This window comes from Pseudoduganella sp. R-43 (assembly GCF_049913255.1).
Taxonomy (GTDB): Bacteria; Pseudomonadota; Gammaproteobacteria; order Burkholderiales; family Burkholderiaceae_D; genus Rugamonas.
Genome location: NZ_CP183988.1, coordinates 4,888,310 through 4,912,004, shown reverse-complemented (window position 1 = coordinate 4,912,004; position 23,695 = coordinate 4,888,310). Strand labels below are relative to the sequence as shown.

31 protein-coding genes are annotated in these 23,695 nt (G+C 62.2%); 24 read left to right on the top strand and 7 right to left on the bottom strand.

Features of this window, described 5'->3' with window-relative positions; genetic code table 11:
- The first annotated feature begins 8 nt into the window (after positions 1-8).
- The 16 genes from nuoI to ACN9M3_RS22165 all read left to right on the top strand — a co-directional run bounded on the left by nuoI (position 9) and on the right by ACN9M3_RS22165 (position 13,326).
- Positions 9-497 (top strand): NADH-quinone oxidoreductase subunit NuoI, encoded by a 489-nt coding sequence (nuoI, locus tag ACN9M3_RS22240; protein ID WP_028104271.1) that lies wholly within the window; start codon positions 9-11, stop codon positions 495-497.
- 18 nt (positions 498-515) lie between these two features.
- A complete protein-coding gene (locus ACN9M3_RS22235) occupies positions 516-1,148 on the top strand; it encodes an NADH-quinone oxidoreductase subunit J (protein ID WP_426162758.1) in 633 nt (210 codons plus the stop codon).
- Complete coding sequence (gene nuoK / locus ACN9M3_RS22230; protein ID WP_028104269.1) at positions 1,145-1,453, top strand: NADH-quinone oxidoreductase subunit NuoK; 309 nt, start codon at positions 1,145-1,147, stop codon at positions 1,451-1,453. Before ACN9M3_RS22235 ends, nuoK begins: the two co-directional genes overlap by 4 nt.
- Before the next feature lie 32 nt (positions 1,454-1,485).
- Positions 1,486-3,534, top strand: coding sequence for an NADH-quinone oxidoreductase subunit L (gene nuoL, locus ACN9M3_RS22225; RefSeq protein WP_426162756.1), 2,049 nt, complete (start codon positions 1,486-1,488; stop codon positions 3,532-3,534).
- A gap of 24 nt (positions 3,535-3,558) precedes the next feature.
- Entirely contained in the window at positions 3,559-5,067 is a 1,509-nt protein-coding gene (locus ACN9M3_RS22220; protein ID WP_426162754.1) for an NADH-quinone oxidoreductase subunit M, read from the top strand.
- Positions 5,068-5,089: 22 nt separating this feature from the next.
- Positions 5,090-6,574, top strand: a complete 1,485-nt coding sequence (gene nuoN / locus ACN9M3_RS22215) for an NADH-quinone oxidoreductase subunit NuoN (RefSeq protein WP_426318651.1) — start codon at positions 5,090-5,092, stop codon at positions 6,572-6,574.
- Positions 6,575-6,577: 3 nt separating this feature from the next.
- Positions 6,578-6,880 (top strand): DUF2818 family protein, encoded by a 303-nt coding sequence (locus tag ACN9M3_RS22210; protein WP_426162748.1) that lies wholly within the window; start codon positions 6,578-6,580, stop codon positions 6,878-6,880.
- Positions 6,881-7,082: 202 nt separating this feature from the next.
- Positions 7,083-7,640: an NUDIX domain-containing protein gene (locus ACN9M3_RS22205; protein WP_426162746.1), complete on the top strand. Its 558-nt coding sequence runs from the start codon at positions 7,083-7,085 to the stop codon at positions 7,638-7,640.
- 4 nt (positions 7,641-7,644) lie between these two features.
- Entirely contained in the window at positions 7,645-8,352 is a 708-nt protein-coding gene (locus tag ACN9M3_RS22200; RefSeq protein WP_426318650.1) for a hypothetical protein, read from the top strand.
- On the top strand, positions 8,349-9,032 hold the full coding sequence (gene ispD / locus ACN9M3_RS22195) for a 2-C-methyl-D-erythritol 4-phosphate cytidylyltransferase (RefSeq protein WP_426318649.1): 684 nt from the start codon (positions 8,349-8,351) through the stop codon (positions 9,030-9,032). The genes ACN9M3_RS22200 and ispD overlap by 4 nt, the downstream gene beginning before the upstream one ends.
- On the top strand, positions 9,029-9,526 hold the full coding sequence (ispF, locus tag ACN9M3_RS22190) for a 2-C-methyl-D-erythritol 2,4-cyclodiphosphate synthase (RefSeq protein WP_426162740.1): 498 nt from the start codon (positions 9,029-9,031) through the stop codon (positions 9,524-9,526). Before ispD ends, ispF begins: the two co-directional genes overlap by 4 nt.
- A 4-nt stretch (positions 9,527-9,530) precedes the next feature.
- Positions 9,531-10,451 carry a cupin-like domain-containing protein gene (locus tag ACN9M3_RS22185; RefSeq protein ID WP_426318648.1) on the top strand — a complete coding sequence of 307 codons (921 nt, stop codon included), beginning with the start codon at positions 9,531-9,533 and terminating at the stop codon, positions 10,449-10,451.
- Between the two features lie 36 nt (positions 10,452-10,487).
- On the top strand, positions 10,488-11,189 hold the full coding sequence (locus ACN9M3_RS22180; protein ID WP_426318647.1) for a hypothetical protein: 702 nt from the start codon (positions 10,488-10,490) through the stop codon (positions 11,187-11,189).
- A 535-nt stretch (positions 11,190-11,724) separates the two neighbouring features.
- Complete coding sequence (locus ACN9M3_RS22175; protein WP_426318646.1) at positions 11,725-12,027, top strand: hypothetical protein; 303 nt, start codon at positions 11,725-11,727, stop codon at positions 12,025-12,027.
- Between the two features lie 10 nt (positions 12,028-12,037).
- The gene (locus ACN9M3_RS22170; RefSeq protein WP_426318645.1) at positions 12,038-12,898 is read left to right on the top strand and encodes a hypothetical protein; all 861 of its coding nucleotides are present in this window, start codon (positions 12,038-12,040) and stop codon (positions 12,896-12,898) included.
- Between the two features lie 17 nt (positions 12,899-12,915).
- Positions 12,916-13,326: a VOC family protein gene (locus tag ACN9M3_RS22165; protein ID WP_426318644.1), complete on the top strand. Its 411-nt coding sequence runs from the start codon at positions 12,916-12,918 to the stop codon at positions 13,324-13,326.
- On the opposite strand, the gene ACN9M3_RS22160 is transcribed toward ACN9M3_RS22165, so the two are convergent.
- The 4 genes from ACN9M3_RS22160 to ACN9M3_RS22145 form a co-directional block, all read right to left on the bottom strand.
- The gene (locus tag ACN9M3_RS22160; protein ID WP_426318643.1) at positions 13,327-14,304 is read right to left on the bottom strand and encodes an FHA domain-containing protein; all 978 of its coding nucleotides are present in this window, start codon (positions 14,302-14,304) and stop codon (positions 13,327-13,329) included.
- Positions 14,301-15,617 carry a S1 family peptidase gene (locus tag ACN9M3_RS22155; protein WP_426162725.1) on the bottom strand — a complete coding sequence of 439 codons (1,317 nt, stop codon included), beginning with the start codon at positions 15,615-15,617 and terminating at the stop codon, positions 14,301-14,303. Before ACN9M3_RS22155 ends, ACN9M3_RS22160 begins: the two co-directional genes overlap by 4 nt.
- 31 nt (positions 15,618-15,648) lie before the next feature.
- Positions 15,649-16,302, bottom strand: coding sequence for a GTP cyclohydrolase II (gene ribA / locus ACN9M3_RS22150; RefSeq protein ID WP_426162722.1), 654 nt, complete (start codon positions 16,300-16,302; stop codon positions 15,649-15,651).
- Positions 16,303-16,479: 177 nt separating this feature from the next.
- Entirely contained in the window at positions 16,480-17,178 is a 699-nt protein-coding gene (locus tag ACN9M3_RS22145) for a pirin family protein (RefSeq protein ID WP_426318642.1), read from the bottom strand.
- A 105-nt stretch (positions 17,179-17,283) separates the two neighbouring features.
- On the opposite strand from ACN9M3_RS22145, the gene ACN9M3_RS22140 reads away from it, so the two are divergent.
- From ACN9M3_RS22140 to ACN9M3_RS22125, 4 genes are all read left to right on the top strand, one after another.
- Positions 17,284-18,216: a LysR substrate-binding domain-containing protein gene (locus ACN9M3_RS22140; RefSeq protein ID WP_426318641.1), complete on the top strand. Its 933-nt coding sequence runs from the start codon at positions 17,284-17,286 to the stop codon at positions 18,214-18,216.
- A gap of 51 nt (positions 18,217-18,267) precedes the next feature.
- Positions 18,268-18,441 carry an EAL domain-containing protein gene (locus tag ACN9M3_RS22135; protein ID WP_426162715.1) on the top strand — a complete coding sequence of 58 codons (174 nt, stop codon included), beginning with the start codon at positions 18,268-18,270 and terminating at the stop codon, positions 18,439-18,441.
- A gap of 76 nt (positions 18,442-18,517) precedes the next feature.
- Positions 18,518-19,057 (top strand): glutathione binding-like protein, encoded by a 540-nt coding sequence (locus ACN9M3_RS22130; protein WP_426162713.1) that lies wholly within the window; start codon positions 18,518-18,520, stop codon positions 19,055-19,057.
- Positions 19,054-19,965, top strand: a complete 912-nt coding sequence (locus tag ACN9M3_RS22125) for a DMT family transporter (protein WP_426318640.1) — start codon at positions 19,054-19,056, stop codon at positions 19,963-19,965. The genes ACN9M3_RS22130 and ACN9M3_RS22125 overlap by 4 nt, the downstream gene beginning before the upstream one ends.
- Here the strand turns inward: ACN9M3_RS22125 and ACN9M3_RS22120 are convergent.
- On the bottom strand, positions 19,962-20,303 hold the full coding sequence (locus ACN9M3_RS22120; RefSeq protein WP_426162709.1) for a KGG domain-containing protein: 342 nt from the start codon (positions 20,301-20,303) through the stop codon (positions 19,962-19,964). The genes ACN9M3_RS22125 and ACN9M3_RS22120 overlap by 4 nt on opposite strands.
- A 126-nt stretch (positions 20,304-20,429) precedes the next feature.
- On the opposite strand from ACN9M3_RS22120, the gene ACN9M3_RS22115 reads away from it, so the two are divergent.
- From ACN9M3_RS22115 to ACN9M3_RS22105, 3 genes are read left to right on the top strand one after another with little or no spacing between them, the layout of a single operon-like run.
- Positions 20,430-20,855: a DUF1810 domain-containing protein gene (locus tag ACN9M3_RS22115; protein WP_426318639.1), complete on the top strand. Its 426-nt coding sequence runs from the start codon at positions 20,430-20,432 to the stop codon at positions 20,853-20,855.
- A complete protein-coding gene (locus ACN9M3_RS22110; protein ID WP_426162705.1) occupies positions 20,852-21,232 on the top strand; it encodes a glutaredoxin domain-containing protein in 381 nt (126 codons plus the stop codon). Before ACN9M3_RS22115 ends, ACN9M3_RS22110 begins: the two co-directional genes overlap by 4 nt.
- Complete coding sequence (locus ACN9M3_RS22105) at positions 21,232-21,633, top strand: PPC domain-containing DNA-binding protein (RefSeq protein ID WP_426323825.1); 402 nt, start codon at positions 21,232-21,234, stop codon at positions 21,631-21,633. The genes ACN9M3_RS22110 and ACN9M3_RS22105 overlap by 1 nt, the downstream gene beginning before the upstream one ends.
- Here ACN9M3_RS22105 and ACN9M3_RS22100 read toward each other — a convergent pair.
- Entirely contained in the window at positions 21,590-22,837 is a 1,248-nt protein-coding gene (locus tag ACN9M3_RS22100) for a dipeptidase (RefSeq protein ID WP_426318638.1), read from the bottom strand. The genes ACN9M3_RS22105 and ACN9M3_RS22100 overlap by 44 nt on opposite strands.
- A 99-nt stretch (positions 22,838-22,936) precedes the next feature.
- On the opposite strand from ACN9M3_RS22100, the gene ACN9M3_RS22095 reads away from it, so the two are divergent.
- Complete coding sequence (locus ACN9M3_RS22095; protein WP_426318637.1) at positions 22,937-23,473, top strand: pilus assembly FimT family protein; 537 nt, start codon at positions 22,937-22,939, stop codon at positions 23,471-23,473.
- Here the strand turns inward: ACN9M3_RS22095 and ACN9M3_RS22090 are convergent.
- Complete coding sequence (locus ACN9M3_RS22090; RefSeq protein ID WP_426318636.1) at positions 23,470-23,691, bottom strand: DUF3820 family protein; 222 nt, start codon at positions 23,689-23,691, stop codon at positions 23,470-23,472. The genes ACN9M3_RS22095 and ACN9M3_RS22090 overlap by 4 nt on opposite strands.
- Between the last annotated feature and the right edge of the window lie 4 nt (positions 23,692-23,695).

Genomic DNA, 23,695 nt, shown 5'->3' with positions numbered 1-23,695 from the left:
AATACAGAATGGACCGATTGAAAGATTTCTTCGGCAGCTTCTTGCTGACCGAACTGTTCAAGGGGATGGCGCTGACCGGCAAATACATGTTTGCCAAGAAGATCACCGTCCAGTTCCCTGAAGAGAAAACCCCGATCTCGCCGCGTTTCCGCGGCCTGCACGCCCTGCGCCGTTATCCGAACGGCGAAGAGCGCTGCATCGCCTGCAAGCTGTGCGAAGCAGTTTGCCCGGCGATGGCGATCACCATCGAGTCGGAGCAGCGTGACGACGGCAGCCGCCGTACCACCCGTTACGACATCGACCTGACCAAGTGCATCTTCTGCGGCTTCTGCGAAGAATCCTGCCCGGTGGACTCGATTGTCGAGACGCACGTACTGGAATACCACGGCGAAAAACGCGGTGACCTGTACTACACCAAAGAGATGCTGCTGGCCGTAGGCGACCGCTACGAAGCGGAAATCGCGGCTAACCGCGCGGCCGATGCCAAGTACCGCTGATCGCCGAGGCTAATAAAAATGAACTTCACTTCTATTTTGTTCTACGTGTTCGCTGCCATCCTGGTGCTGGCATCGCTGCGCGTTATTACTGCACGCAATCCGGTGCATGCGGCGCTGTACCTGGTGCTGGCCTTCTTCCAGGCGGCCGGCATCTGGATGCTGCTGAAAGCCGAATTCCTGTCCATCGTGCTGGTGCTGGTGTACGTCGGCGCCGTCATGGTCCTGTTCCTGTTCGTCGTGATGATGATCGACATCGACCTCGACAAGCTGCGCGCGGGCTTCTGGAATTACCTGCCGGTTGCTTCCATCATCGGCGGTGTGATTGTGCTGGAAATGGCTGCCGTGATCTGGCGCTCGTTCCCGTCCACCGGCACCGCGGTGCCTGAGGCGGCCAACAGCATCGGCCAGACCAAGGCGCTGGGCCTGAAGATCTACACCGAGTACGTCTACGCATTTGAAATCGCAGCCGTGGTCCTGCTGGTGGCTATCGTTGCCGCCGTGGCCCTGACCCTGCGCAAGCGCAAAGACACCAAGGCTATCGACCCGGGCGTTGCCGTCCGCGTCAAGCGCAATGACCGCCTGAAGATCGTGAAGATGGACGCCACCGTCCACGCTCCGGTCGCAGCAGCGGAAACGAAGGAGGCACCATGACTTTATCCCTGGCTCATTACCTGGTCCTTGGCGCGATCCTGTTCGCGATCTCGATCGTCGGTATTTTCCTGAACCGCAAGAACGTCATCGTCCTGCTGATGGCCATCGAACTGATGCTGCTGGCAGTGAACATGAACTTCATCGCGTTCTCGCACTACCTGGGCGACGCGGCCGGGCAGATCTTCGTCTTCTTCATCCTGACCGTGGCGGCTGCCGAATCGGCAATCGGCCTCGCGATCCTGGTGGTGATGTTCCGTAACCTGGACACCATCAACGTGGAAGACCTGGACAGCCTCAAAGGCTAAGTTAAAACCTCGAAAAATAGATAAGGTAAATCATGACGGGGCAACTTAACCCAACCCTCCTTCTGGCCGTTCCGCTGGCGCCGCTGGCAGGTTCCGCAATCGCGGGCCTGCTGGGCACCAAGTTCTTCGGCAATGTCGTCGGCCGCAAGGTGTCGCATACCGCGACCATCCTGGGCGTGCTGATCGCTTTCCTGATCTCGTTCCAGACCCTGCTGCAGGTGATGGATGGCGCCACCTTCAACGGTGACGTGTACCGCTGGATGACCGTGGGCAGCGTCAAGCTGGCCGTCGGCTTCCAGATCGACGCGCTGACCGCGATGATGATGAACGTGGTGACCTTCGTGTCGCTGATGGTTCACATCTACACCATCGGCTACATGGCTGAAGACGAAGGCTACAACCGCTTCTTCTCCTACATCTCGCTGTTCACCTTCTCCATGCTGATGCTGGTGATGTCGAACAACTTCCTGCAGCTGTTCTTCGGCTGGGAAGCTGTGGGCCTGGTGTCCTACCTGCTGATCGGTTTCTGGTACACCCGTCCGACCGCCATCTTCGCCAACATGAAGGCCTTCCTGGTCAACCGCGTGGGCGACTTCGGCTTCATCCTGGGCATCGGCATCATCCTGGCCTACACCGGTTCCATGGACTACCAGGAAGTGTTTGCCAAGAAGGACGTGCTGGTCAACGGCACCCTGCCGGGCTTCGGCTGGGCGCTGATCTCGGTGGCCTGCATCTGCCTGTTCATCGGCGCCATGGGCAAGTCGGCGCAGTTCCCGCTGCACGTCTGGCTGCCTGACTCGATGGAAGGCCCGACCCCGATCTCCGCACTGATTCACGCGGCAACCATGGTTACCGCCGGTATCTTCATGGTGACCCGCATGTCGCCGCTGTTCGAAATGTCGGACGCAGCGCTGTCGTTCATCCTGGTGATCGGTTCGATTACCGCGCTGTTCATGGGCTTCATGGGCATCATCCAGAACGACATCAAGCGCGTGGTGGCTTACTCGACCCTGTCGCAGCTGGGCTACATGACCGTGGCGCTGGGCGCCTCCGCTTACTCGGTGGCCGTGTTCCACCTGATGACCCACGCCTTCTTCAAGGCGCTGCTGTTCCTGGGCGCCGGCGCTGTCATCATGGCGATGCACCACGACCAGGACATCCGCAATATGGGCGGCCTGAAGAAGTACCTGAAGATCATCTGGATTACCTCGCTGCTGGGCTCCCTGGCGCTGATCGGTACCCCGTTCTTCTCCGGCTTCTACTCGAAGGACATGATCATCGAAGCCGTGCACGCAACCCACCTGCCGGGCGCTGGCTTTGCCAACTTTGCCGTGCTGGCGGGCGTGTTCGTGACCGCGTTCTACTCCTTCCGCATGTACTTCGTCGTGTTCCACGGCCCTGAGAACTTCGGCAAGGAACACCACCACGCGCACGATTCGCACCACGCTGACGAAAGCGAAGAAGACGACCACGGCCACCACGGCCTGGCTCCGGGCGAGAAGCCGCATTCGCCGGGCCTGGTAGTGACCCTGCCGCTGATCCTGCTGGCTATCCCGTCGGTCATCATCGGCGCGATCGCGATCGAACCTATGCTGTTTGGCAGCTTCTTCAAGGACGTGATCTTCGTCGGTGAAAACCACCACGCGATGCACGAACTGGCGGAAGAATTCCATGGCCCGGTTGCCATGGCAATCCACTCCCTGACTACGCTGCCCCTGTGGCTGGCGATTGCGGGCGTGGCTTCGGCTTACTACTGCTACATGGTCAATCCGAAGGTTCCTGCCTGGTTCTATGAGAAGTTCAAGTTCCTGCACACCCTGCTGGACAACAAGTACTACATGGACAAGTTCAACGAGGCTGTCTTTGCCCGCGGCGCGCGCCTGCTGGGCGAAGGCCTGTGGGCTGCTGGCGACCGCGCCATCATCGATGGTCTGATGGTGAACGGTTCGGCGAAAGTGGTGGGCTGGTTCTCCAGTGTCACCAAAGTGTTCCAGACCGGCTACATCTATCACTACGCCTTCGTGATGATCATCGGTATCCTGGGCTTCCTGGTGTACTTCCTGCCGTTTTGGCACGCTTAACAGCTGACGCAAAAGAGATAACAAATGCAGTCAACGATTAATACTCTACCTCCTTACCTCAGCCTGTCGATCTGGGTACCGATCGTCTTCGGCCTGATCGTACTGGCCATCGGCCGCGATACGCGGGCCGGCATGGTGCGCGTGCTGTCGCTGGTGGGCGCCCTGGTATCCCTGGTGCCGACCATCCCGCTGATGACGCAGTTCGACAAGGCGGCCCACGGCATGCAGTTCGTGGAAAAGGCCGCCTGGATCGAGCGCTTCAACATCTTCTACTCGCTGGGCATTGACGGCCTGTCGATGTGGTTCATCCCGCTGACCGCCTTCATCACCGTGATCGTGGTGATCTCGGCATGGGAAGTGATCACCGAACGCGTGGCGCAGTACATGGGCGCGTTCCTGATCCTGTCGGGCCTGATGATCGGCGTGTTCGCCGCCATGGACGGCCTGCTGTTCTACTTCTTCTTCGAAGCGACCCTGATCCCGATGTACATCATCATCGGCGTGTGGGGTGGTGCCAACCGCATCTACGCAGCATTCAAGTTCTTCCTGTACACCTTCTTCGGTTCGCTGCTGACGCTGGTTGCCATCATCTACCTGTACAACAAGTCCGGTAGCTTCGATATCCTGGCCTGGCACAAGCTGCCGCTGACCATGGGCGAGCAGGTTGCGATCTTCTTCGCCTTCTTCATGGCCTTCGCCGTGAAGGTGCCGATGTTCCCGGTCCACACCTGGCTGCCGGACGTGCACGTGGAAGCGCCGACCGGCGGTTCCGCCGTGCTGGCCGCGATCATGCTGAAGCTGGGTGCTTACGGCTTCCTGCGTTTCTCGCTGCCGATCGTGCCTGACGCTTCGCACAAGCTGGCGCCGATGGTGATCGTGCTGTCCCTGATCGCCGTGATCTACATCGGCCTGGTGGCCCTGGTGCAGAAGGACATGAAGAAACTGGTGGCGTATTCGTCCATCGCGCACATGGGCTTCGTGACCCTGGGCTTCTTCATGTTCAACGAGATGGCGGTGCAGGGCGGTATCGTGCAGATGGTGTCGCACGGCTTCATCTCCGGCGCGATGTTCCTGTGCATCGGCGTGCTGTATGACCGCATGCACTCGCGCCAGATCGCCGACTACGGTGGCGTCGTGAACAAGATGCCCAAGTTCGCCGCTCTGTTCATCCTGTTCTCCATGGCCAACTGCGGCCTGCCAGCCACCTCCGGCTTCGTGGGCGAGTTCATGGTGATCCTGGGCGCCGTGCAGTTCAACTTCGTGACCGGCATCCTGGCTGCTACCGCCCTGATCTTCGGCGCGGCTTACTCCCTGTGGATGGCCAAGCGCGTGATCTTCGGCGCCATCACCAACAAGCACGTGGAAGAGCTGACCGACGTTAACAACCGCGAGTTCCTGATGCTGGGCATCCTGGCGATCGCTGTGCTGGTGATGGGCCTGTACCCAGCGCCATTCACCGACGTGATGCAGGTTTCCGTGGCCGACCTGCTGGCGCATGCGGCTCAAAGCAAGCTGCCAGCCGTGGCCCCTTGATTGCAAATAGGACCAAGTTTTCATGAATACCACTAACCTGATCCCGCTCTACGCAGAAGTCTTTCTGCTGATCGCCGCTTCGGCGATCCTGCTGATCGACATGTTCCTGGCAGAGGGCAAACGTGCGATCACTTATATGCTGACGCTGGCGACCCTGGTGGGCGCGGCCTTCTTCAGCTTTGCCGACTACACATCCGGCAGCACGGTGTACGCGTTCTCGAACATGTTCATCAGCGACCCGATGGGCAACCTGCTGAAACTGTTCTCCTACCTGACCATGGCGATGACGCTGGTGTATGCACGCCAGTATTCCACCGACCGCGGCATGTTGGGCGGTAACCTGGGCGGCGAGTTCTACGTCCTGGCGCTGTTCTCCCTGCTGGGCCAGATGGTGATGATCTCGGCCAACAACTTCCTGACCATTTACCTGGGCCTGGAACTGATGTCCCTGTCGCTGTACGCCCTGGTGGCCCTGCGCCGCGACGACGCCCGCGCAACCGAAGCTGCAATGAAGTACTTCATCCTGGGCGCGCTGGCTTCCGGCTTCCTGCTGTATGGCATGTCGATGTTGTATGGCGCGACCGGTTCGCTGGATATCTCCCGCGTGGCTGACAAGATCGGCTCCGGTACCGTCAACCCGACCATCCTGACCTTCGGCCTGGTGTTCGTGGTGGCCGGCCTGGCGTTCAAACTGGGCGCCGTTCCGTTCCATATGTGGGTACCGGACGTCTACCAAGGCGCTCCAACCGGCGTGACCCTGCTGCTGGGCGGCGCTCCGAAGCTGGCGACCTTCGCCATCTGCGTGCGCCTGCTGGTGGAAGGCATGCGCCCTGCGGCTGGCGACTGGCAGCAGATGCTGATGATCCTGGCCGTGCTGTCGCTGGCCATCGGCAACCTGACCGCCATCGCACAGACCAACCTGAAACGCATGCTGGCTTACTCCACGATCGCGCAAATGGGCTTCGTGCTGCTGGGCCTGATGGCCGGCGTTGTGGGCCACGAGACGGCCAATGGCGCCGCCGCCTACTCGTCCGCCATGTACTACGCGATCACCTACGTGCTGACCACCGTCGGCTCGTTTGGCCTGATCATGGTGCTGGCGCGCCAGGGCTTTGAAGCCGAAGAAATCAACGACTTCAAAGGCCTGTCCAAGCGCAGCCCGGGCTACGCAGTGCTGATGTCCGTGCTGATGTTCTCGCTGGCCGGCGTGCCGCCGATGATGGGCTTTGCCGCCAAGTTTGCGGTGCTGCAATCGGTGCTGGCGACAGGCGCTGTGTGGCTGACCGTGTTTGCAGTGATGTTCTCGCTGGTGGGCGCGTTCTACTACATCCGCATCGTGAAAGTGATGTGGTTCGACGAGCCGGCTGACACCACTCCTCTGTCCGTCACCACCGACAAGGGTGTCGTGCTGGCACTGAACGGCCTGGCCGTCGTGGTGCTGGGCATGATCCCAGGCCCTCTGCTGAACGCCTGCATGGCGGCGATGCAGAAGACCCTGGCTTCCTGATAGATGGACGTCAATGCTTCATCCTGGCTGGTCATCCTGCTTGCAGTGGTGGCCGCCAACCTGCCTTTCCTGAACGAGAAGGTATTTGCCCTGGTTCCGCTGAAAGCCGCACGCAAGCCATTCCTGGTGCGGCTGGCGGAACTGGCAGTGCTGTATGTTGTCGTTGGCGGCATCGGCATTGCGCTCGAATCCCGCATCGGCACCGCGTTTCCGCAGAACTGGGAGTTCTACTGGGTCGCGGCTTTCGCCTTCCTGGTGTTTGCTTTTCCTGGCTTCGTGGTACGCTACCTGCGTAAACACCACTAAATAGAACCGGTAAACCTGGGTCTGACGCGCAGCCGGATGGCCGTCCCGTCAGACCCCCAACGGTCTCCAAGCTTGCGATTGGGTTGTGCGCCTTTGATCTTCTCAATAAGTCAAAAGCCTGGAACCAACCCCATGGTCTGGAGACCGTTGAGGGTCGGACCCTGCGGGTCTGACCCAGGTTTACCGGTTTAAAAAGCAAACCATGGACAAACACCTAAAAGAAACCAAGATAGACGGCAGCATCGCCTACGACGGCGGCTTCCTCAAAGTCCACCGCGACACGGTCAGCCTGCCCGACGGCAAGCACACCAAGCGCGAATACATCCGCCATCCCGGCGCTGTAGTCATCATCCCCGTGCTCGACAACGGCAAGGTCCTGCTGGAGCGCCAATACCGCTACCCCAACGACCGCGTCTTCATCGAACTCCCCGCCGGCAAGATCGACCCTGGCGAAGACCCTCTGGCCTGCGCCATGCGCGAGCTGGAAGAGGAAACCGGCTACACCGCCGCCGACTGGCAATTCGTGAGCACCATCCACAACGCCATCGCCTACTCGGACGAGCACCTGGACATCTACCTGGCGCGCGGCCTGACCGCTGGCGAAGTCAAGCTGGACGACGGTGAATTCATCGAAACCATTACCGCCAGCGTGGATGAAATGCTGGACTGGGTCCGCAGCGGCAAGATCACCGACGTCAAGACCGTGATCGGCGCCTTCTGGCTCGACAAGCTGCGCGCCGGCGCCTGGAAGCTGGACTGAGGCCATGAACGGCATGCGCTGCCTGCTACTGGTTGGAGCCCTCGCGGCAAACCAGGCGCAGGCAGCGCCGGTGCAGCGCACGCCGTTCCAGATCCGCTGCGAAGATACGATCAGCAAGACAGTCTCAGTGCTGTCGGCGCGCCAGAACGGCTACACCGTCAACACACAGCTGTCGTACAAGCAGCTCTCGGCCATGCGCACCGAAAAGATGCCGGCCACCGGCTATGTGCTGGGCCTGACCCGCACCGAGTCGCGCGTGCAGATCGCCCTCGATGGTCCGATGCTCACCGACCCGGCCAGTGGCTACGAGTGCGTGGCGCCGCGGATCAAGGTGCAGTTGACGTACGCGCCAGTGCGCATTTATGTCGGCAATGAATTCCCGCCGGGGACTTGCGGTTACGCGGAGATCCTGACGCACGAACTGCGCCACATGAACGCCTACATGGACCACCTGGTCAAGGTCGAGGAAATCGTGCGGTCCGCATTGGCGCGGCGCTTCGAGGCCAAGCCGCTCTATGCCCCGGCCGGCACCGCGCGCTCGGCCCTGGCCCACGAGATCGACAGCGGCTGGCTGCCGTACATCAAGGCCGAAATGGCCAAGGTGGAGGTGCAGCAGGCGCTGATCGATTCGCAGGCAGAATACGCCCGCCTGAGCAAGGCGTGCAACGGCGAGATACAAACCATTTTAAGGAAGTCACGTAGCAGAAAATGAAGCGATACTTCGCATTGATTCCCGCCGCCGGCGTTGGCGCGCGCATAGCGGCCGCCAGCCCCAAACAGTACTTGCCCATCAACGGCGTGCCGATGCTGCAGCACACGCTTGAAGCGTTTCGCCGCAGCGAACTGATTGCGCATACCTATGTGGTGGTGAGCGCGGGCGACGGCTATATCGATTCCATCACGCCCGAACTTGGCGTGACGGTCCTGCGCTGCGGCGGCGCTACGCGCATGGATTCGATCCTGAACGGCTTGCGCGCCATTCGCGCCAACGTGGGCGATGACGACATGGTGCTGGTGCATGACGCTGCACGTCCCGGCCTGACGCCGGCCCTGATCGCAAAGCTGATTGCCGCTGTCGGCGACCACGAGGGCGGGGGGCTGCTTGCCCTGCCGGTGGTGGACACGGTAAAGTCCACGCGCACTGGCACTTTGCAGACCACGCCGCGCGACGGCCTGTGGCTGGCGCAGACGCCGCAGATGTTCTCGTACGCGCTGCTGCTGCGCGCCCTGGCGCTGGCGCCGGACCCGAACGCCATCACCGATGACGCCAGTGCCGTCGAGATGCTAGGCTTCTCGCCGAAACTGGTGGAAGGCCATCCCCGCAATTTGAAGGTCACGCTGCCGACCGATATCGCGATCGCAGAAATGTATTTAGGACAGGATTCAAAATGACGCAACTCCCATTCCGCATCGGCCAGGGCTATGACTCGCACCGCCTGGTTGAAGGCCGCAAGCTGATTCTTGGCGGGGTCGATATCCCGCACGAACGCGGCCTGCTTGGGCACTCGGACGCAGACGCGCTGCTGCATGCGATCACCGACGCCATCCTCGGTGCGGCGGCACTGGGCGATATCGGCAAGCACTTCCCGGATACGGCCGAAGAATTCCGCGGCGCCGATTCGCGCGTGCTGCTGCGCGAGGCCGCCAAGCGCGTGCGCGCAACAGGCTACGATATCGGCAATGTGGACTGCACCATCATCGCCCAGCGCCCGAAGATGGCGCCGCACATTGCAACCATGGCGGCCAATATTGCCGCTGACCTCGGCGTGCCGGACGGCCATGTGAACGTGAAGGCCAAGACCAACGAAAAGCTCGGCTATCTCGGCCGAGAAGAAGGCATCAATGCCGAAGCTGTAGCGCTGCTGGTGCTGCGCCAGGGGGCGTAAATCCATGACGTCACGCCAGCAGCAGCGCGAACCGGCGCCCGGCGCAGCGCTTGCTGCGTCGCGCCTGCCGCCGCTCGAAGCTTCGCGCAACGTACCGGACGGGGAGGCGGCGCAAGCCGCCAAAGCCGAAGCGCGCGAGCGCCGCGATGCAGCGGTGCGAGGCGTGTCTTCGATGCAGGAGATGCGTGAAGCCATCCGCGCGGCAGCCCGCGCGTTGCCGGCCATCGATGCCGTGCCGCGCGTACGCCCGATGAGCGCAACCGCGTTCCGCACACGGGCGCGTGAAGGGCTGCCATTCCTGATTCCCGGCGCAGTTGCACGCTGGCCGGTCTGCGCGCTCGGTCCGGAAGTGCTGCGAGAGCGCTTTGGTGATGTACACGTGCGCGCACGCGTTGGCGACTACATCGGCACGGCCTTCGCACCCGACCGCGCGATGCAGGACATGACCATGCGCGAGTATCTCGATCTCGCCGATGTGGCTGAAGGCTTGCCGCCATACCTCGGCAACCTCGAACTGCGCGAGTTGAATAGCCTGTGCCACTGGCCGGCGTATTTCGAAAAGATGGGGCCGCCGCGCTTCTGGATCGGCCCCGCCGGAACTGTCACGCCGCTGCACAGCGACTTTGACGACAACATTTTCGCGCAGGTCTGGGGCAGCAAGCGGATTTTCCTCGCGCCGCCGCACCACGACGAGTTCCTTTACACCCGCGAGGCCAATCCGGTCTTGTTCGGCAGCCCGTTCGATCCCGAAGCGCCAGATTTCGAACGCTACCCGCTGGCGCGCCAGGCCACGATGATCGAAGTGATCGTCCAGCCTGGCGATATGCTCTTCGTTCCGGCCGGCTGGTACCACCAGGTGCGCGCACTGACTTTCTCGCTGTCGTCAAACCGCTGGGCGCGCGGCAAACCTTTTGCCTTGGCTTGAAAGACAGGTATGTGGCCGTTTCCAAAGTGAACAAAATTGCGGGCACTTGTCACGCCAGAATGGGGCGCGCAGCCGACGAAATTGCCACCTGAGCTAGATCGATACTTTCCTGTCCTAAATGGCGACTACTCGGAGCGTTGGGACATTGGAATCAATCTTCTCGATCGTGTTCATGCTGAAAAATGCACGTGCGCCATCGCATCGCATCCAGTTGTCCGTGTACTCAACGGAATTGTTCTGGATGATCCGAATACGAGTGACCATCATATCTATTTGAATCATCCCGCTTTGAAGGGAAGTGTTCTTTTCTTGTCGCATGTTGGCGATTCGAGAGTCGTGTTTGCATCGCTTGCGGAGTTCATGGATTTCGTCGGGAAGGCAAAACGGGAAGGCCTATGGTTCAGTGATCTCCATCCCTCAAGATCCACTATTGTTGAGGATCAAGTTGCTCTGAGCCAACTGATTACCGATCTGCTCGACAATAGCGATCCCGAGATCGAGGCCGCTGTGCTCGCGATTATTCCCTCCATGGATCTACGAGACGAAAGGTTATTGAGCCGGCTCGCTTCTGATTCGAATTTCTTTTACGGAGAAGCCGTGGCGAGGGAAATTGAAAAGAGACCGGCCCCTTACTTGATGCGGTTAGCGGAGCGTTGCGCTCAACACGAACATATTCAGGTCCGCCAGGCCTGGAATAGGGCTGTAGCGGCAATTAGGGAGTTGAAGGTCGAATCTTAAGGCGGCGTTGGACTGCCATGGACCGGACTTGTCCGGTTCGGCCCAGGCATGTCTTGCCTGATGCTCACCTGCCACTCTTTGCACCTTGTGAGCGGTTGTGGTACTGAAGGATGATGCGCCGTCCTTCTTCAATTTCTTCTTGTGTTGGCGTGCGTCCATTGAAAAGCAGCCTGCCTCGTTCGAAATCGTGCGATTGCATCTCGGAACATTCCTCAGTCGGGACAATGTCATCGTCTTTCATCGCGTCAATTGCGTCCCAATCCGTCTCGCTCACGCAGGATGATGTGATATTGAAGGGCTTCTGGCCTGGTGGCTTTTCGAAAGGAAATGACACTGAGGGTCTCGCTTTCATAGCAGTAGGTCAACTTGGCAATTCGCCCTTCCACGAATCCGATTATTCGCTTTAGTTCGTCTCAGAAGATTGACATGGTCAGTCCAGGCCTTTGAAAAAGGAGGTCAAGCAGCCGGGGCGGCAAGTTGATGCTCAAGCGCTTCGACGGCACATGTGTTGAGGTGGATCAGGTAAGATCGCGGGATGACTAGGGATACTTTTGATTACCGCGAGGTGGCGGTGGAATCGGTCGAGGAATACGGCCAGGTGGTGCTGCGGCCGGTGAATGGGCAGGCGTTCAGCCCGGAGATGCGGGTTCAGTGTTCGCGGCAGTTGCGCGATACGGCCGTTTATCCGCTGGGTACCTGTTTCCTTGTGCTGGCGAAGATGACCGACCGTCTCGGGGGGGAGCCTTACCTGTACGTCTTCCACGGCGACCCGGTCAAGGTGCTGACGCCTGCGCATCTCGAGACTTTCCTCAATGACCGCCGCCGCTTGCGGATCTAGGAGAATATTGATGAAGCTTGTTTTTGCTGCGTTGCTGGCGGCGCCCGCACTGGCGATCGCGCAGGCTGCCGACCCTCAGCCTGACGAACTATTGCAAATCGCATTCCCGAAATGGGTCGACGAGGAGGGCGGGCGTTTGCAGTCGATCCCGACCAGCGCCGCTACGCGCGGCTGGAATGCGAAACAAGGCAGGAAGCGCAACGTCATCGTGCTGCCGCGCCAGGTGGTGCGCGTCGCCCCGGGTCGCATCGTGCTGCTGGCGACCATGATGCCGGCAGGCGATGGCGGCGAGCCGCAAGTTGCACACGGCACGCCGGCCGGCCTTGCAGCCTATACCTTCAAGCCCGGCAAGGACGGTTGGAAGATCGCCAGGCGCCAGGAGCCGTTCGCCCTGCAGGGCTTTGAAGGACGGGTGCAGTTGGCGACGGCTCCATTGTCCGCAAAGTCGCAGGCGTTGCAAGCTACCTGGGGAAGCTGCTGGCAAGGGCATTGCGTGGATGTCATCGCGCTGTATGCAATCGGCGCCGACGGCGTGAAAGCACAGCCGCTCCTGCTGCAAAAGATCAAGGGCAGCAACGTCTACTCACGCCCCGATTGCGTCGACCGCCTGGGCGGCATCGTGCAAGGCTTGCATCCTGCCGATCCAGCCTACGCCGACGAGAAGGTGCCGCCGGGCCAATGCTATGACATCGAAGGCCGCTGGGAGCTTGCCGGTGCAAGCGCGCTGACGCTGCGTTTCACTGGCGCGGTGAGCAAGGCAGGCAAGGATGGCAATGCTCCTGCGCAGCGCGTCGACCAGGCGATGAAGTTCGAATTCCGCGGCGGGCGCTATGTGCCCGTCTCCGGCAGCAATCCCGTTCCGGACGCTTAAATCAAAGGAGACAAACGATGATCAAGATTCGCGAAATTGACCACATCGTACTGCGCGTTGTCGACGCCGACCGCATGATCCGCTTCTATACCGAAGTGCTGGGCTGTACGATCGAGCGCCGCCAGGACGAGATCGGCCTGATCCAGCTGCGCGCTGGCAGCTCGCTGGTGGACCTGGTGCCGGTTGATAAAAAGCTGGGCAGGATGGGCGGTGCTGCGCCGGGCAAGGAAGGGCGCAATGTCGACCATTTCTGCTTCCGCGTCGAGCCGTTTGACGAGGCGGCGATCCGCGCCCACCTGAGCGCGCACGACGTGGCGAATGGCCCGTCCGAATCACGCTATGGTGCGGAAGGCGAAGGGCCGTCGATCTATGTCAACGACCCCGAAGGCAACACCGTCGAACTGCGCGGTGCGCCTTACACGAGCTGATTACTCGTCGTCGTCCTCGTCGTCCTTCTTGAGCTTCGAGGACTTGCGCGCTTCATCGGCGGCAGCTTTCAGCTTGGCCGCATCGCCCATGAATTCATCCACGCTGTGGTCTTTGCTCTGGCGGACTTCGGGCGGCAGGATCACCGACATGTAGAGCTCATCGCGCAGCCGTCCGGCGCCCTCGTAATTCCGCATCAGGATCAGGCCAGAGCCCAGGGCGAGGAACACGGCGCAGGATGAGATGAAGGCGCGCGGCTTGTGCGGCTTCACGGTGCGCAAGTGGTTGTAGATCATCGCCACCAGGATCAGCATCACCACATGGTTGCCGTAGCGCGTGAACATTTCCGCCGACCAGGCATACGCCAGCACGCTGCTCAAAGCCTTCCATGCGCCGATTGCTACCAGTCCGCTGCCAAGGATGAACAGATGGCGTCCAAGGCGTGCATGACCGCCGAAAATGCGATTGGCCAGGGCCCAGACGCCACTCCACACCATGCCGGCGCCGATGCCGGTGACAATCACCAGCAGGTAACGGATGGCCTGGAAGGCGCCCGTATCGGACAGCGCTTCGGTCACGCCGACGAACAGGGCAATCAGCGCCATGCCTGCCAGCGCGGGCACGCCGCCTTCCCAGGCATGCATGGTGGTATCGGTGACTTCGGCTTCAACCGGGAATGCCGCGTCGCGTACGCGCAGGCGGGTGTGGCCGAGGCGCACCACGGTGGTGCCGTTGATCGGGACCGAAGCCTGGCGCTTGCCGTGCACCACGATGCCGTTCTGGCTGCCCAGGTCGCGCATCACGAGCGCACCGTCTTCCGCCAGCTCCACTACGGCGTGGGTAGGCGCGGTATGCGCGTCGTCCAGGATGAAGTCGTTGTTGTAGCCGCGGCCGATGGTGATCGGCAGCTTGTCGACGCGGTGGCGATGCAGCACGTCGCCGTTGCGCGCCAGGGTCTCGATGAAGAACGGGCCGTTCATTTCCTGCCCCCGCGCGCCAGCGATTCGAGGAAGGCACGCGAGGCACGCAGGCCGTTTTCATAGGACACGCCGCGCGCATCAAGGCGGCTTTGCAGGTTCATCTTGCCTTCGTCGGTGCTGGAGGTCAGCAGGGCGAAGTCGTACAGGCCGTCGAACTTGCGGTAGGCGCGCACGCACATCACGGCGCGCATCGGCAGGTTGCTGTTCTTGACGAATTGTTCGGTGCACATCGGGCCGGTCAGGCGCTTGTCCTTGTGGCTGCCGAAGCTCTCGTTCTTGAACGAGTTGCTGGACAGGACAGCGAAGCGTACTTCATCCAGTCCCGTGCTCTTCATGTATTGATGCTGGATCTGCACCTGGCCGGTCTGCAGCGAGCCGGAGACGAACAGCGACGACTCCATCTGGCAATTGGTGACTTCCACCTGGAAGGAGTCGCGGTCGTTGGACCGCCCCCAGCAGCGCATCTGTTCCGATTCGCGCACCGGCACAGAGTACGGTCCCATGGCCTTGGCGGACAGCGGTTTTTCCAGCAACTGGTCGATCATGGCCTTCTGGTGCACCAGAAGCTGCTGCGCGACGATGGCGGTGAAGTCCTTCGGCGGCTTGGCCTCCGGATCGACTTTCTTCAGCAGCTCTTGCGCGTAGCGGGCAGGGACCAGGAAGGACACCAGTTCGCCATCGAGGCGCTTGGAGACGTTGATGCCGGCCACCGCGCCATCCACGGTCACGCTCGGGCCGCCGCTCATGCCGGCGTTGATCGGGCCCGTGAACATCAGCTGCTCGTAGAAGCTGCGCGCGATTACGCCGTTGAACGAACCTTCGGAGATGGCAAAGCCCAGGTCGAGCGGATTGCCCAGCGAGTACAGGTACTGGCCTTGCGTCAGGGTGACCGGCTTGTCGCCCAGCTTGAAGTAGCCGGTGCCGTAGCGGTTGACGCGCACCACGGCCAGGTCGTGCAGCACATCGACTGCCAGCAATTCGATATTGCCGCGCTGGCCGGCGGTATCGACCCATTCGCCGGTGTAGGTATCCGGATCAAGTGCGAACTGCGAGACGACGTGGTAGTTCGTCAGCACCAGGTTGGAGGTGCCGACCAGGAAGCCGGAGCCGACCGAGGATTGGGTGCGGCCGGTTTTCAGCAGCGAGCGTACCTGCAGCAGGTCGGCCTTGGCGGCGGAATAGAGTTTTTGCGCGGTGCTCGATGGTGTCGGCAGGGCGACTGCATCGGGGGCTTGGGCCGGAGCCTGCTGGGCGTTGGCTGCTGCGCAGCCCCAGGTCAAAGTCAGTAGTAATGCAAGTTTAGTGAATTTCATCTAATCCTTAGACCTGGGAGTGAGGCGGGGATTACAGTTCGCCGTCTTCGGCGGCTGGCGGGGTGACTGGGGTCATCATGTGCCCCAGCTTGAGCGCCTTGGTATTCAGGTAGTGCTGGTTGAAGGCATTGCGGTTGACCAGCAGCGGCACCCGTTCGGCGACTTCGACGCCAAGGCTGCCCATGGCCGCGATCTTGCGCGGGTTGTTGGTCATCAGCTTCAGGCTCTTCACCCCAAACTGCTTGAGCATCGGTTCAACCAGGGCGTAGTTGCGCTGGTCTGGCTTGAAGCCTAGTTGTTCGTTGGCTTGCACGGTGTCGGCGCCTTGCTCTTGCAGGCGGTAGGCGCGCATCTTGTTGATCAGGCCAATGCCGCGGCCCTCCTGGCGCAGGTAGAGCAGCACGCCGCGGCCTTCCTCGGCGATGCGTTTCAGCGCGCCTTCGAGCTGGGCGCCGCAGTCGCAGCGCTGGGAGAACAGCACGTCGCCGGTCAGGCATTCGGAATGGACGCGCGCCAGCACAGGCTCGCCATTGCCGATATCGCCCAGCACCATGGCCAGGTGCTCCTTGCCGGTCGCGTGTTCGACGAAGGCATGCAGCGTGAACTGGGCCCACGGCGTCGGCAGGGCGCACGAGGTGACGTAGTCCAGGTCTTCTTTTACCGGTTGTTCTGCTACGGGCTGCATGATGCTCTTTCAATCTTTGTGTTGTGTAACCCTGCAATCATAACAAAAACCCGGATATTAGGGGGCAGCCCCAAGCCGGATGGCCGTCCCGTCTGCCCCCCAACGGTCTCGAACCAGAACCGTTGGCCGCGCCGCAGACTGGGTCTGACCCTGCGGGTCAGACCCAGGTTTACCGGTTTAAGGCAGGTCAAACAGCAGAACTTCGACATTATCGCCACCCGACAGCCTCACCGACTCCTCGCCGGTAATCTTGGCAGCATCGCCACCTTTCAGCGCAGTACCGTTGACGGTCAGCGTGCCGCGGATCACGTGGACATAAGCCTGCCGCCCCGCGTCCAGCGCATGCACCGCCCCTGCGCCGTCATTCAGGATGGAGGCGTAGATAAACGCGTCCTGGTGCACCAGCACCGACCCCTCACGTCCATCCGGCGATGCGATCAGCCGCAAGGCGCCGGTTTTGCTCTCCGGCGTAAAGTGCTTTTCCTCGTAGCCAGGCTCGATGCCGCCCTGCGAAGGCTGGATCCAGATCTGCAGGAAATGCACGCCTTCCTTGTTCGAGTGGTTGTACTCGGAGTGGCGCACGCCGGTGCCAGCCGTCATGCGCTGCACGTCGCCGTAGTGCAGGACCGAGCCATTGCCCATGCTGTCCTTGTGTTCCAGCGCACCGCTCAGCACATACGAGATGATCTCCATGTCGCGGTGGCCGTGGGTGCCGAAACCCTGGCCCGGCGACACCTTGTCCTCGTTGATCACCAGCAGGGGGCCGAAACCGACATGGTTCGGGTCGTAGTAGTGACCGAAAGAGAAGCTGTGTTTCGAATCCAGCCAGCCAAAATTGGCAACGCCGCGGTCTTCAGATTTACGTACTTGCAACATGATTAGCTCCTTGTGCGATAATTTCGATCAGATGTTTCACAGTATAAGTGTGGGCAATCGTGTTAAAAAGCGAATAATTTGCCTGTCTATGATCGAAAAAATCGAATGCTGAGATTAAGCCTGGAAGCCCTGCAAATCGTGGACGCCATCGACCGTGGCGGTTCCTTTGCCGCCGCCGCGCGGGAGTTGTACCGCGTCCCTTCGACCATTTCCTATACAGTCGGCAAGCTGGAAGAGGAGCTTGGGGTGCAAGTGTTCGAGCGCTTCGGCCCGCGCGTTGCACTGACAGCTGCCGGGCACGAACTGCTGAAGGAGGGACGCTACCTGCTCAAGGCGGCGGGCGACCTGGAGCAGCGCGTGCGGCGCGTTGCCTCCGGCTGGGAAACGGAGCTGGCAGTCGGCCTTGACTCTATGTTCGGCGCCGCCGTGCTGGCTCAGGACGTGCGCGCTTTCTATGAGGTCACCCAGCAAACCCGCCTGCGCCTGGTGCAGGAAACGCTCGGCGGCAGCTGGGAGGCCTTGCTGGACCGGCGCGTCGATCTCGTGGTCGGCGCGCCGGGCGACGGTCCGGCCGGGGGCGGTTATGTGTCGCAGCCCATCGGACAGTTGAAATGGGTGTTCGCGGTCGCGCCGCAGCATCCGCTGGCGCAGTTGCCCGGCCGCCTGGGGCGCAACGCGTTGCAGCTGCACCGTGCGATTGCCACGGCCGATTCCGCACGGCTGCTGGCGCCGCGCACGGTCGGCCTGGTGCTGGGGCAGGACACGCTGACGGTGCCGACCATGCAGGCCAAATTCGACTACCAGTGCGCTGGGCTGGGCTTCGGCTTCCTGCCCGAACGCTGCGCGCGCGAGGCGATTGCTGCCGGCCTGCTGGTGGAAAAGGAGGTGGAAGAGCCCAAGCCCGATGAAACTTTCTACCTCGCGTGGCGCAGCGGCGAGTCCGGCGCAGCCCTGCGCTGGTGGCGGCAACGCATGGCCGAACCGGGCTTGTTCGATCGCCTATGCTCGCACCTGCCGAAAGTTGCGCTTGGTCAATAAGCGTGTTGCACGCGCCATCGTCACCATGGCCAAGCAATTGCGGCGGGAATCGTGGCCGAGGGCGTGGAAACCATCGAACAGATGAGCTTCCTGCGCGACCTGGGCTGCGACCAGCTCCAGGGTTACCTGTTCAGCCAGCCGGTCGGCGCGGCAGGCCTCGAACGCATGCTGCGCGAAGGCAAGCGCTTGGCGGTCACCGGGCGCCAGGCGACGCTGGCTCCATGAAATCACCCATTACTGGACCTTTCTTAGGGCCATGTTGCGGTGCAAACTGTCCCTGCCAACATCGAAAGGGATTGCCATGCTGGACTTCTATTACGTCGCGACACCCCAAGGTCAGCAATTGCTGATGTTCCTGGAAGAGACCGGATTGCCATTTCGCCGCATTCCCCACGCCAGGTCGCTGGCGATTGTCGACCACTGGCCGATGGATGCCGGCGAACCGTTGCCGCTGCAGGAGTCGGGCGCCATGCTGCTTTACCTGGCCGAAAAAGCCGGTTTCGGCATGCCGGCCGGAATGCGCGCACGGGCAGCGACGAGGCAGTGGCTGTTCTGGCAGAAGTCATTCGAATGCCGCAGCAATGAAACGGGTGGGCTGTACAGTGCGCTCGACAAGGAACTGGGAGGGCAGGCTTACCTGTGCGGGGAGCAATACTCCGTGGCTGACATCGCCTGCTTCCCCTGGGTGAGCGCGCGCGGTGCACGGCTGGCCGCTTATCCCAAGCTGGCGCGCTGGTTCCATGCCGTCAGCCAGCGGCCGGCAACGCAGCGCGCCTACGGCGCTCCGGACAGCGTGGCGCCGCCGGCCGAAAGCGAAGCGCTGGCGGGAGTATTGCCATGAAGCGGAGCGATGCGGGCAGCATGTTGTCGGTGGCGGCGATCTGGGGCGCCTCCTATCTGTTCATCCGCGTCGGCGCGCCGGAGTTTGGCGCGGCGGCAATGGGCGGGGTGCGCGCTGTCGCAGCGGCAGGACTGTTGTTGCCGCTGCTGTTGTGGCGTGGCCAGCTCGGCGCACTGCGCAAGCATTGGCGCGGCATCGGCTTTGTTGGCGTGACCAATGCGGCCCTGCCTTTCCTGTTGTTCAATTTCGCCGCGCTGACGATTCCGGCAGGCCTGTCCTCCATCCTGAGCGCGACCACGCCCTTGTTCGCGGCCCTGATCGGCGCCATCTGGCTCGGCGAACGCTTGACCCTCACGCGCATGGCCGGCTTGTCGCTGGGCTTTGGCGGCGTGGTGCTGCTGGTGGCGGGCAAGCTGCACTTCCTGCCGCAACACGACATGCTGCGCACGGTGCTGGCCTCGCTGGCCTGCCTGGCGGCGACGCTGCTGTATGGGATTTCGGGCAATTTCAGCAAGCGCTACCTGGCCGAAGCGCCGCCGCTGGCGGTGGCGACGGGCAGCCAGATGGTGGCTGCCGTGCTCTTGATTGGCCCGGCGCTGGCGCTGTGGCCTGCCGAGCCGCCTTCGGCCAAGGCCTGGGGCGCGGTGCTGGCGCTGGCTGCACTGTGCACGACGTTCGCATACGTGCTGTTCTTTGGATTAATTGCGCGGCTGGGCGCGAGCAAGGCGATGAGTGCGCTGTTCCTGATCCCGGCCTTTGGCGTGCTGTGGGGCTGCCTGTTCCTGGGGGAGACGTTCTCGTTGCAGATGGGATTGAGCTGCCTGGTGATCCTCGCGGGTTGCGCGCTGACCACCGGGCTTGTTGAACCGTCGCGCTGGACGGTTCCGTTCCTGACTAGGCGCGCTTAGCGCTTGTCATCGTTTTTGTGGCTTTGGCGGCCGGCTTCGGCGTGCTGCTCAGGGGTGCCGCCACGGGTGCCGCCACCGCTGCCGCCGCTGCCGCTCTGGCGGCTGCCCGATTCGGACGAGCCGGACTGGCGGTTGCCGTCATTCTTGTGGCTCATGCTGCCGGCCTTGCGCGCTTCTTCCGAGGTGAACTCGTGCGCATTGCCGGAGGCGTGGGCTGCCTTGCCGCCTTCGCTGGCGATTTCACGCTGCTTTTCGGGGTCCATCGATGCGAAGCCACGGTTGCTGGTATCGCCCGACTGTTTGTTCCCGCCGCGGTTGTCTTGATTACTGGATGCCATGATCATCTCCCAATTCGGTTCAAGGAGTCGTCATGGTAGGCGTGGCAGGGGCGCCAATTAATCAGAACACGCTACCAGAGTTTGTAGGACAATGGCTCATTGAAAAGTAACTTTTCGAGGCAGGCCATGTACCTACTGGATCGCTTTACCGCTGCGCAGGAAGGCCTCTACCAACAGGTGGTCAGCGAACTGTCGGCTGGACGCAAGCGCAGCCACTGGATGTGGTTCATCTTTCCGCAGATCGCCGGCCTCGGCGCCAGCGCCATGGCGCAGCATTACGCGATCAGCGGGCTGGCCGAAGCGCAAGCCTACCTGGCGCATCCCTTGCTGGGCGCGCGGCTGCGCCAGTGCAGCGCGCTGGTGCTGGCTGTCCAGGGAGCCACGGTCCATGGTATCTTCGGGTCGCCGGACAATATGAAATTTCATTCGTCGATGACGCTGTTCGCGCAAGCCGCGCCGGACGAAGCGCTGTTCCGCGCTTGCCTCGACAAATATTTTGGCGGCGTGCCCGACCCGGCCACGCTGGACTTACTGCACAAGGAAAAACAATGACCCGTACCATCCTCGACGACGCCCACCTGCACCCGGCCATCCGCGAACGCGTGGCGAAGAACCATGCCGACATCGTGGCGGAAGTGCAGGCGGCCATTGCGGCCAACCGCGTGGTGGTCGTCGGCATGCGCCAGAACCCGTTCCCGAAAAAGACCTGCCGCCTGCTGGACGCGCAAGGCACCAAGTATGCCTACCTCGAATACGGCAGCTACTTCAGCATGTGGCGCCGCCGCACGGCGCTGAAGATGTGGACCGGCTGGCCGACCTTCCCGATGATCTTCATCGACGGCGTCCTGATTGGCGGCTTCAGCGACCTGGAGCGCCTGATCGAGAAGGGCGAATTTACTTCGCTGGTCGCACCGCGACTGCAGGGATGATGGACGCGCTGCCTTTGCGCCTGAATCCCGGCGACGACCTGCGCGGCGCCGTCGAACAGGCGCTGCGCGATGCGGGAGCTGCGGCCGGCTACCTGGTGCAGGGCATCGGCAGCCTGTCTGTGGCGCAGCTGCGCTATGCCGGGCTGGCGCAGCCGACCGAGTTGCTGGGCGACCTGGAAATCCTGACGGTAGCCGGCTCGGTGGCGCCGGACGGCGCCCACCTGCACATGATGCTGTCCGATGCGCGCGGCAGGGTGTTCGGCGGGCACGTGGGCCGCGGCTGCATCGTGCGCACCACGGCCGAGTTGCTGCTGGTGCTGCTGCCGGCGCACCGGTTCTCGCGCGAGCACGACCCGCTTACGGGCTTTGCGGAGCTGGCGATTCGGCGCGCGCCAGGCTAGGCTTGCGTTCCTTCTGCAGGCGGGCAGCGACTTGTTCCGCGCCGGCGAAGGCGCGCACCAGGTTGCCGCCGGCCAGCTTGGCAAGGTCCTTGTCGCTCCAGCCGCGGCGTATCAGTTCCGCAAACAGGGCAGGGTAGGTCGATACGTCTTCCAGCCCTTCCGGGTTGATGGAGCCGTAATAGTCGCCGGCGATGCCGACGTGGTCCTTGCCCGCCACGCGCGCCACGTACTCGATGTGGTCGGCCACCATGGCCAGGGTGGCTTTCGGCTGCGGGCCGGCCTTGGCGATATACGCTTCCCTGACGGCCTTGAATTCCGGGCTGTCCGGCCTGGCGCCGGCGGCTGCCGCGGCGTCGCCCAGGCCTTTGCCCCATGCCGCCACCTGTGGCGAGACGAAGGCCGGCACAAACGTTACCATCACCACGCCGCCGTTGGCCGGCAGCCGTTTCAGTACTTCGTCCGGCACGTTGCGCGGATGGTCGTCCAGTGCGCGGGCGCTGGAGTGCGAGAAGATCACCGGCGCCTCGCTGGTGTCGAGCGCCTGCAGCATCACTTCCGTGCTGACGTGGCTCAGGTCCACCAGCATGCCAAGGCGGTTCATTTCGCGCACCACTTCCTGGCCGAAGCGCGTCAGACCGCCGTGCTTGCGTTCACCCATGGCGGCGTCGACCCAGTCCAGCGTGCTGTTGTGGGTCAGGGTCATGTAGCGGGCGCCGAGGTCGTAGTAGGCGCGCAGGGCGCCGAGGCTGTTTTCGATCACGTGGCCGCCTTCCATGCCGATGAAGCTGGCGATCTTGCCTTCGCGTTTGGCCTTGGCGATGTCGCTGCTGCGGGTGGCCAGCACCAGGCTTTCAGGATATTTCGCGATCATGCGGCGCGCCAGGTCGATCTGCTCCAGCTGCGCGACGGCCCAGCCGCTTTTCAGCTCGCCCGGCACGTAGACGCTCCAGAACTGGGCGGACAGCTTGCCTTGCTTCAGGCGCGCCAGGTCGGTTTCGTGCGGGGTGCGCTGGCGCAGGTCGTAGTGGTCCACGTCCATCGGATGGCCGGCGTCTTCGCGGATGGTCCAGGGCAGGTCATTGTGGCCATCGACCAGGGGCACGCGGTCCAGCAGGGCCTGGGCGTGGCGCAGGGCGGCGTCTGCGGCGAAGGCGGGCGAACAGCCCAGGACTCCGCACAGCAGTGTGATGTACAGTCGGTTCAAATTATCTCCGTTGAAATAGCGATTATTTTTCAAGTATGCCGCAGCGCCAAACGCCGGTATACTCTGGCGGTTTAGCAAGACCTGAATCCGGAATTCTTCATGCATCGACATCGCGCACCTGCCAGGGGCTTTACGCTCATCGAACTGATTGTCGTCATCGTCATCCTCGGCATTCTGGCTGCGGTGGCGCTGCCGAAAATGATCAACTTCGGCTCCTCCGCCCGTACCGCATCGATCCAGGCCCTTGCAGGATCGGTCAGGACGTCGATCGGCCTGGTCAAGTCGCTTACCGCGCTGAGGGGCGAAGGCACGCCCGGCGCCCAGGCCAACATCACGTTTGTCGACCTGGACGACACGACCAGCATGCGCGTCTGGAGCGGCTACCCTGACCGCTGGTGCGACGGCATCGGCATTGCGCTGCAAGGCACCAAGATACCGGCCGGCGGCTGCTACCTGTCATCCAGCGCGGTGAAGACCGGCGACTATACTTTCTACGGCTACGGCAATAGCCAGATCCCCGGCGGCGACGCCGGGTGGCGAATCGAGGAGGCGCCGAACCCGACGCAGTGCTCCGTCCGATACAACTACAACGGCAGCGGCACTCCAGTGGTCACAGTGAACACCAGCGGCTGCTAAGGGCGCCTGGGCGCGCGCAGCGGATCGAGCAGGGCGCGCAGGTTGTTGTGGTCGATCTCGTACATCAATGCCAGCAGCGCGCCAAGCTCCCCTTTCGGGAAGCCTTCGCGCGCCATCCAGCCCAGGTAATGGCCTGGCAAGTCGGCCAGCTTGCGGCCCTTGTACTTCCCGTAGGGCATATCGCGCGCCACCAGCATTGCCAGGTATTCCGGGTTCATTCTT

What these genes read in the sequence shown, in the direction of transcription:
- nuoI (WP_028104271.1), top strand. Translation starts at nt 9, where the DNA reads ATGGACCGATTGAAAGATTTCTTCGGCAGCTTCTTGCTGACCGAACTG.
- ACN9M3_RS22235 (WP_426162758.1), top strand. Translation starts at nt 516, where the DNA reads ATGAACTTCACTTCTATTTTGTTCTACGTGTTCGCTGCCATCCTGGTG.
- nuoK (WP_028104269.1), top strand. Translation starts at nt 1,145, where the DNA reads ATGACTTTATCCCTGGCTCATTACCTGGTCCTTGGCGCGATCCTGTTC.
- nuoL (WP_426162756.1), top strand. Translation starts at nt 1,486, where the DNA reads ATGACGGGGCAACTTAACCCAACCCTCCTTCTGGCCGTTCCGCTGGCG.
- ACN9M3_RS22220 (WP_426162754.1), top strand. Translation starts at nt 3,559, where the DNA reads ATGCAGTCAACGATTAATACTCTACCTCCTTACCTCAGCCTGTCGATC.
- nuoN (WP_426318651.1), top strand. Translation starts at nt 5,090, where the DNA reads ATGAATACCACTAACCTGATCCCGCTCTACGCAGAAGTCTTTCTGCTG.
- ACN9M3_RS22210 (WP_426162748.1), top strand. Translation starts at nt 6,578, where the DNA reads ATGGACGTCAATGCTTCATCCTGGCTGGTCATCCTGCTTGCAGTGGTG.
- ACN9M3_RS22205 (WP_426162746.1), top strand. Translation starts at nt 7,083, where the DNA reads ATGGACAAACACCTAAAAGAAACCAAGATAGACGGCAGCATCGCCTAC.
- ACN9M3_RS22200 (WP_426318650.1), top strand. Translation starts at nt 7,645, where the DNA reads ATGAACGGCATGCGCTGCCTGCTACTGGTTGGAGCCCTCGCGGCAAAC.
- ispD (WP_426318649.1), top strand. Translation starts at nt 8,349, where the DNA reads ATGAAGCGATACTTCGCATTGATTCCCGCCGCCGGCGTTGGCGCGCGC.
- ispF (WP_426162740.1), top strand. Translation starts at nt 9,029, where the DNA reads ATGACGCAACTCCCATTCCGCATCGGCCAGGGCTATGACTCGCACCGC.
- ACN9M3_RS22185 (WP_426318648.1), top strand. Translation starts at nt 9,531, where the DNA reads ATGACGTCACGCCAGCAGCAGCGCGAACCGGCGCCCGGCGCAGCGCTT.
- ACN9M3_RS22175 (WP_426318646.1), top strand. Translation starts at nt 11,725, where the DNA reads ATGACTAGGGATACTTTTGATTACCGCGAGGTGGCGGTGGAATCGGTC.
- ACN9M3_RS22170 (WP_426318645.1), top strand. Translation starts at nt 12,038, where the DNA reads ATGAAGCTTGTTTTTGCTGCGTTGCTGGCGGCGCCCGCACTGGCGATC.
- ACN9M3_RS22165 (WP_426318644.1), top strand. Translation starts at nt 12,916, where the DNA reads ATGATCAAGATTCGCGAAATTGACCACATCGTACTGCGCGTTGTCGAC.
- ACN9M3_RS22160 (WP_426318643.1), bottom strand. Translation starts at nt 14,304, where the DNA reads ATGAACGGCCCGTTCTTCATCGAGACCCTGGCGCGCAACGGCGACGTG.
- ACN9M3_RS22155 (WP_426162725.1), bottom strand. Translation starts at nt 15,617, where the DNA reads ATGAAATTCACTAAACTTGCATTACTACTGACTTTGACCTGGGGCTGC.
- ribA (WP_426162722.1), bottom strand. Translation starts at nt 16,302, where the DNA reads ATGCAGCCCGTAGCAGAACAACCGGTAAAAGAAGACCTGGACTACGTC.
- ACN9M3_RS22145 (WP_426318642.1), bottom strand. Translation starts at nt 17,178, where the DNA reads ATGTTGCAAGTACGTAAATCTGAAGACCGCGGCGTTGCCAATTTTGGC.
- ACN9M3_RS22140 (WP_426318641.1), top strand. Translation starts at nt 17,284, where the DNA reads ATGCTGAGATTAAGCCTGGAAGCCCTGCAAATCGTGGACGCCATCGAC.
- ACN9M3_RS22130 (WP_426162713.1), top strand. Translation starts at nt 18,518, where the DNA reads ATGCTGGACTTCTATTACGTCGCGACACCCCAAGGTCAGCAATTGCTG.
- ACN9M3_RS22125 (WP_426318640.1), top strand. Translation starts at nt 19,054, where the DNA reads ATGAAGCGGAGCGATGCGGGCAGCATGTTGTCGGTGGCGGCGATCTGG.
- ACN9M3_RS22120 (WP_426162709.1), bottom strand. Translation starts at nt 20,303, where the DNA reads ATGGCATCCAGTAATCAAGACAACCGCGGCGGGAACAAACAGTCGGGC.
- ACN9M3_RS22115 (WP_426318639.1), top strand. Translation starts at nt 20,430, where the DNA reads ATGTACCTACTGGATCGCTTTACCGCTGCGCAGGAAGGCCTCTACCAA.
- ACN9M3_RS22110 (WP_426162705.1), top strand. Translation starts at nt 20,852, where the DNA reads ATGACCCGTACCATCCTCGACGACGCCCACCTGCACCCGGCCATCCGC.
- ACN9M3_RS22105 (WP_426323825.1), top strand. Translation starts at nt 21,232, where the DNA reads ATGGACGCGCTGCCTTTGCGCCTGAATCCCGGCGACGACCTGCGCGGC.
- ACN9M3_RS22095 (WP_426318637.1), top strand. Translation starts at nt 22,937, where the DNA reads ATGCATCGACATCGCGCACCTGCCAGGGGCTTTACGCTCATCGAACTG.
- ACN9M3_RS22090 (WP_426318636.1), bottom strand. Translation starts at nt 23,691, where the DNA reads ATGAACCCGGAATACCTGGCAATGCTGGTGGCGCGCGATATGCCCTAC.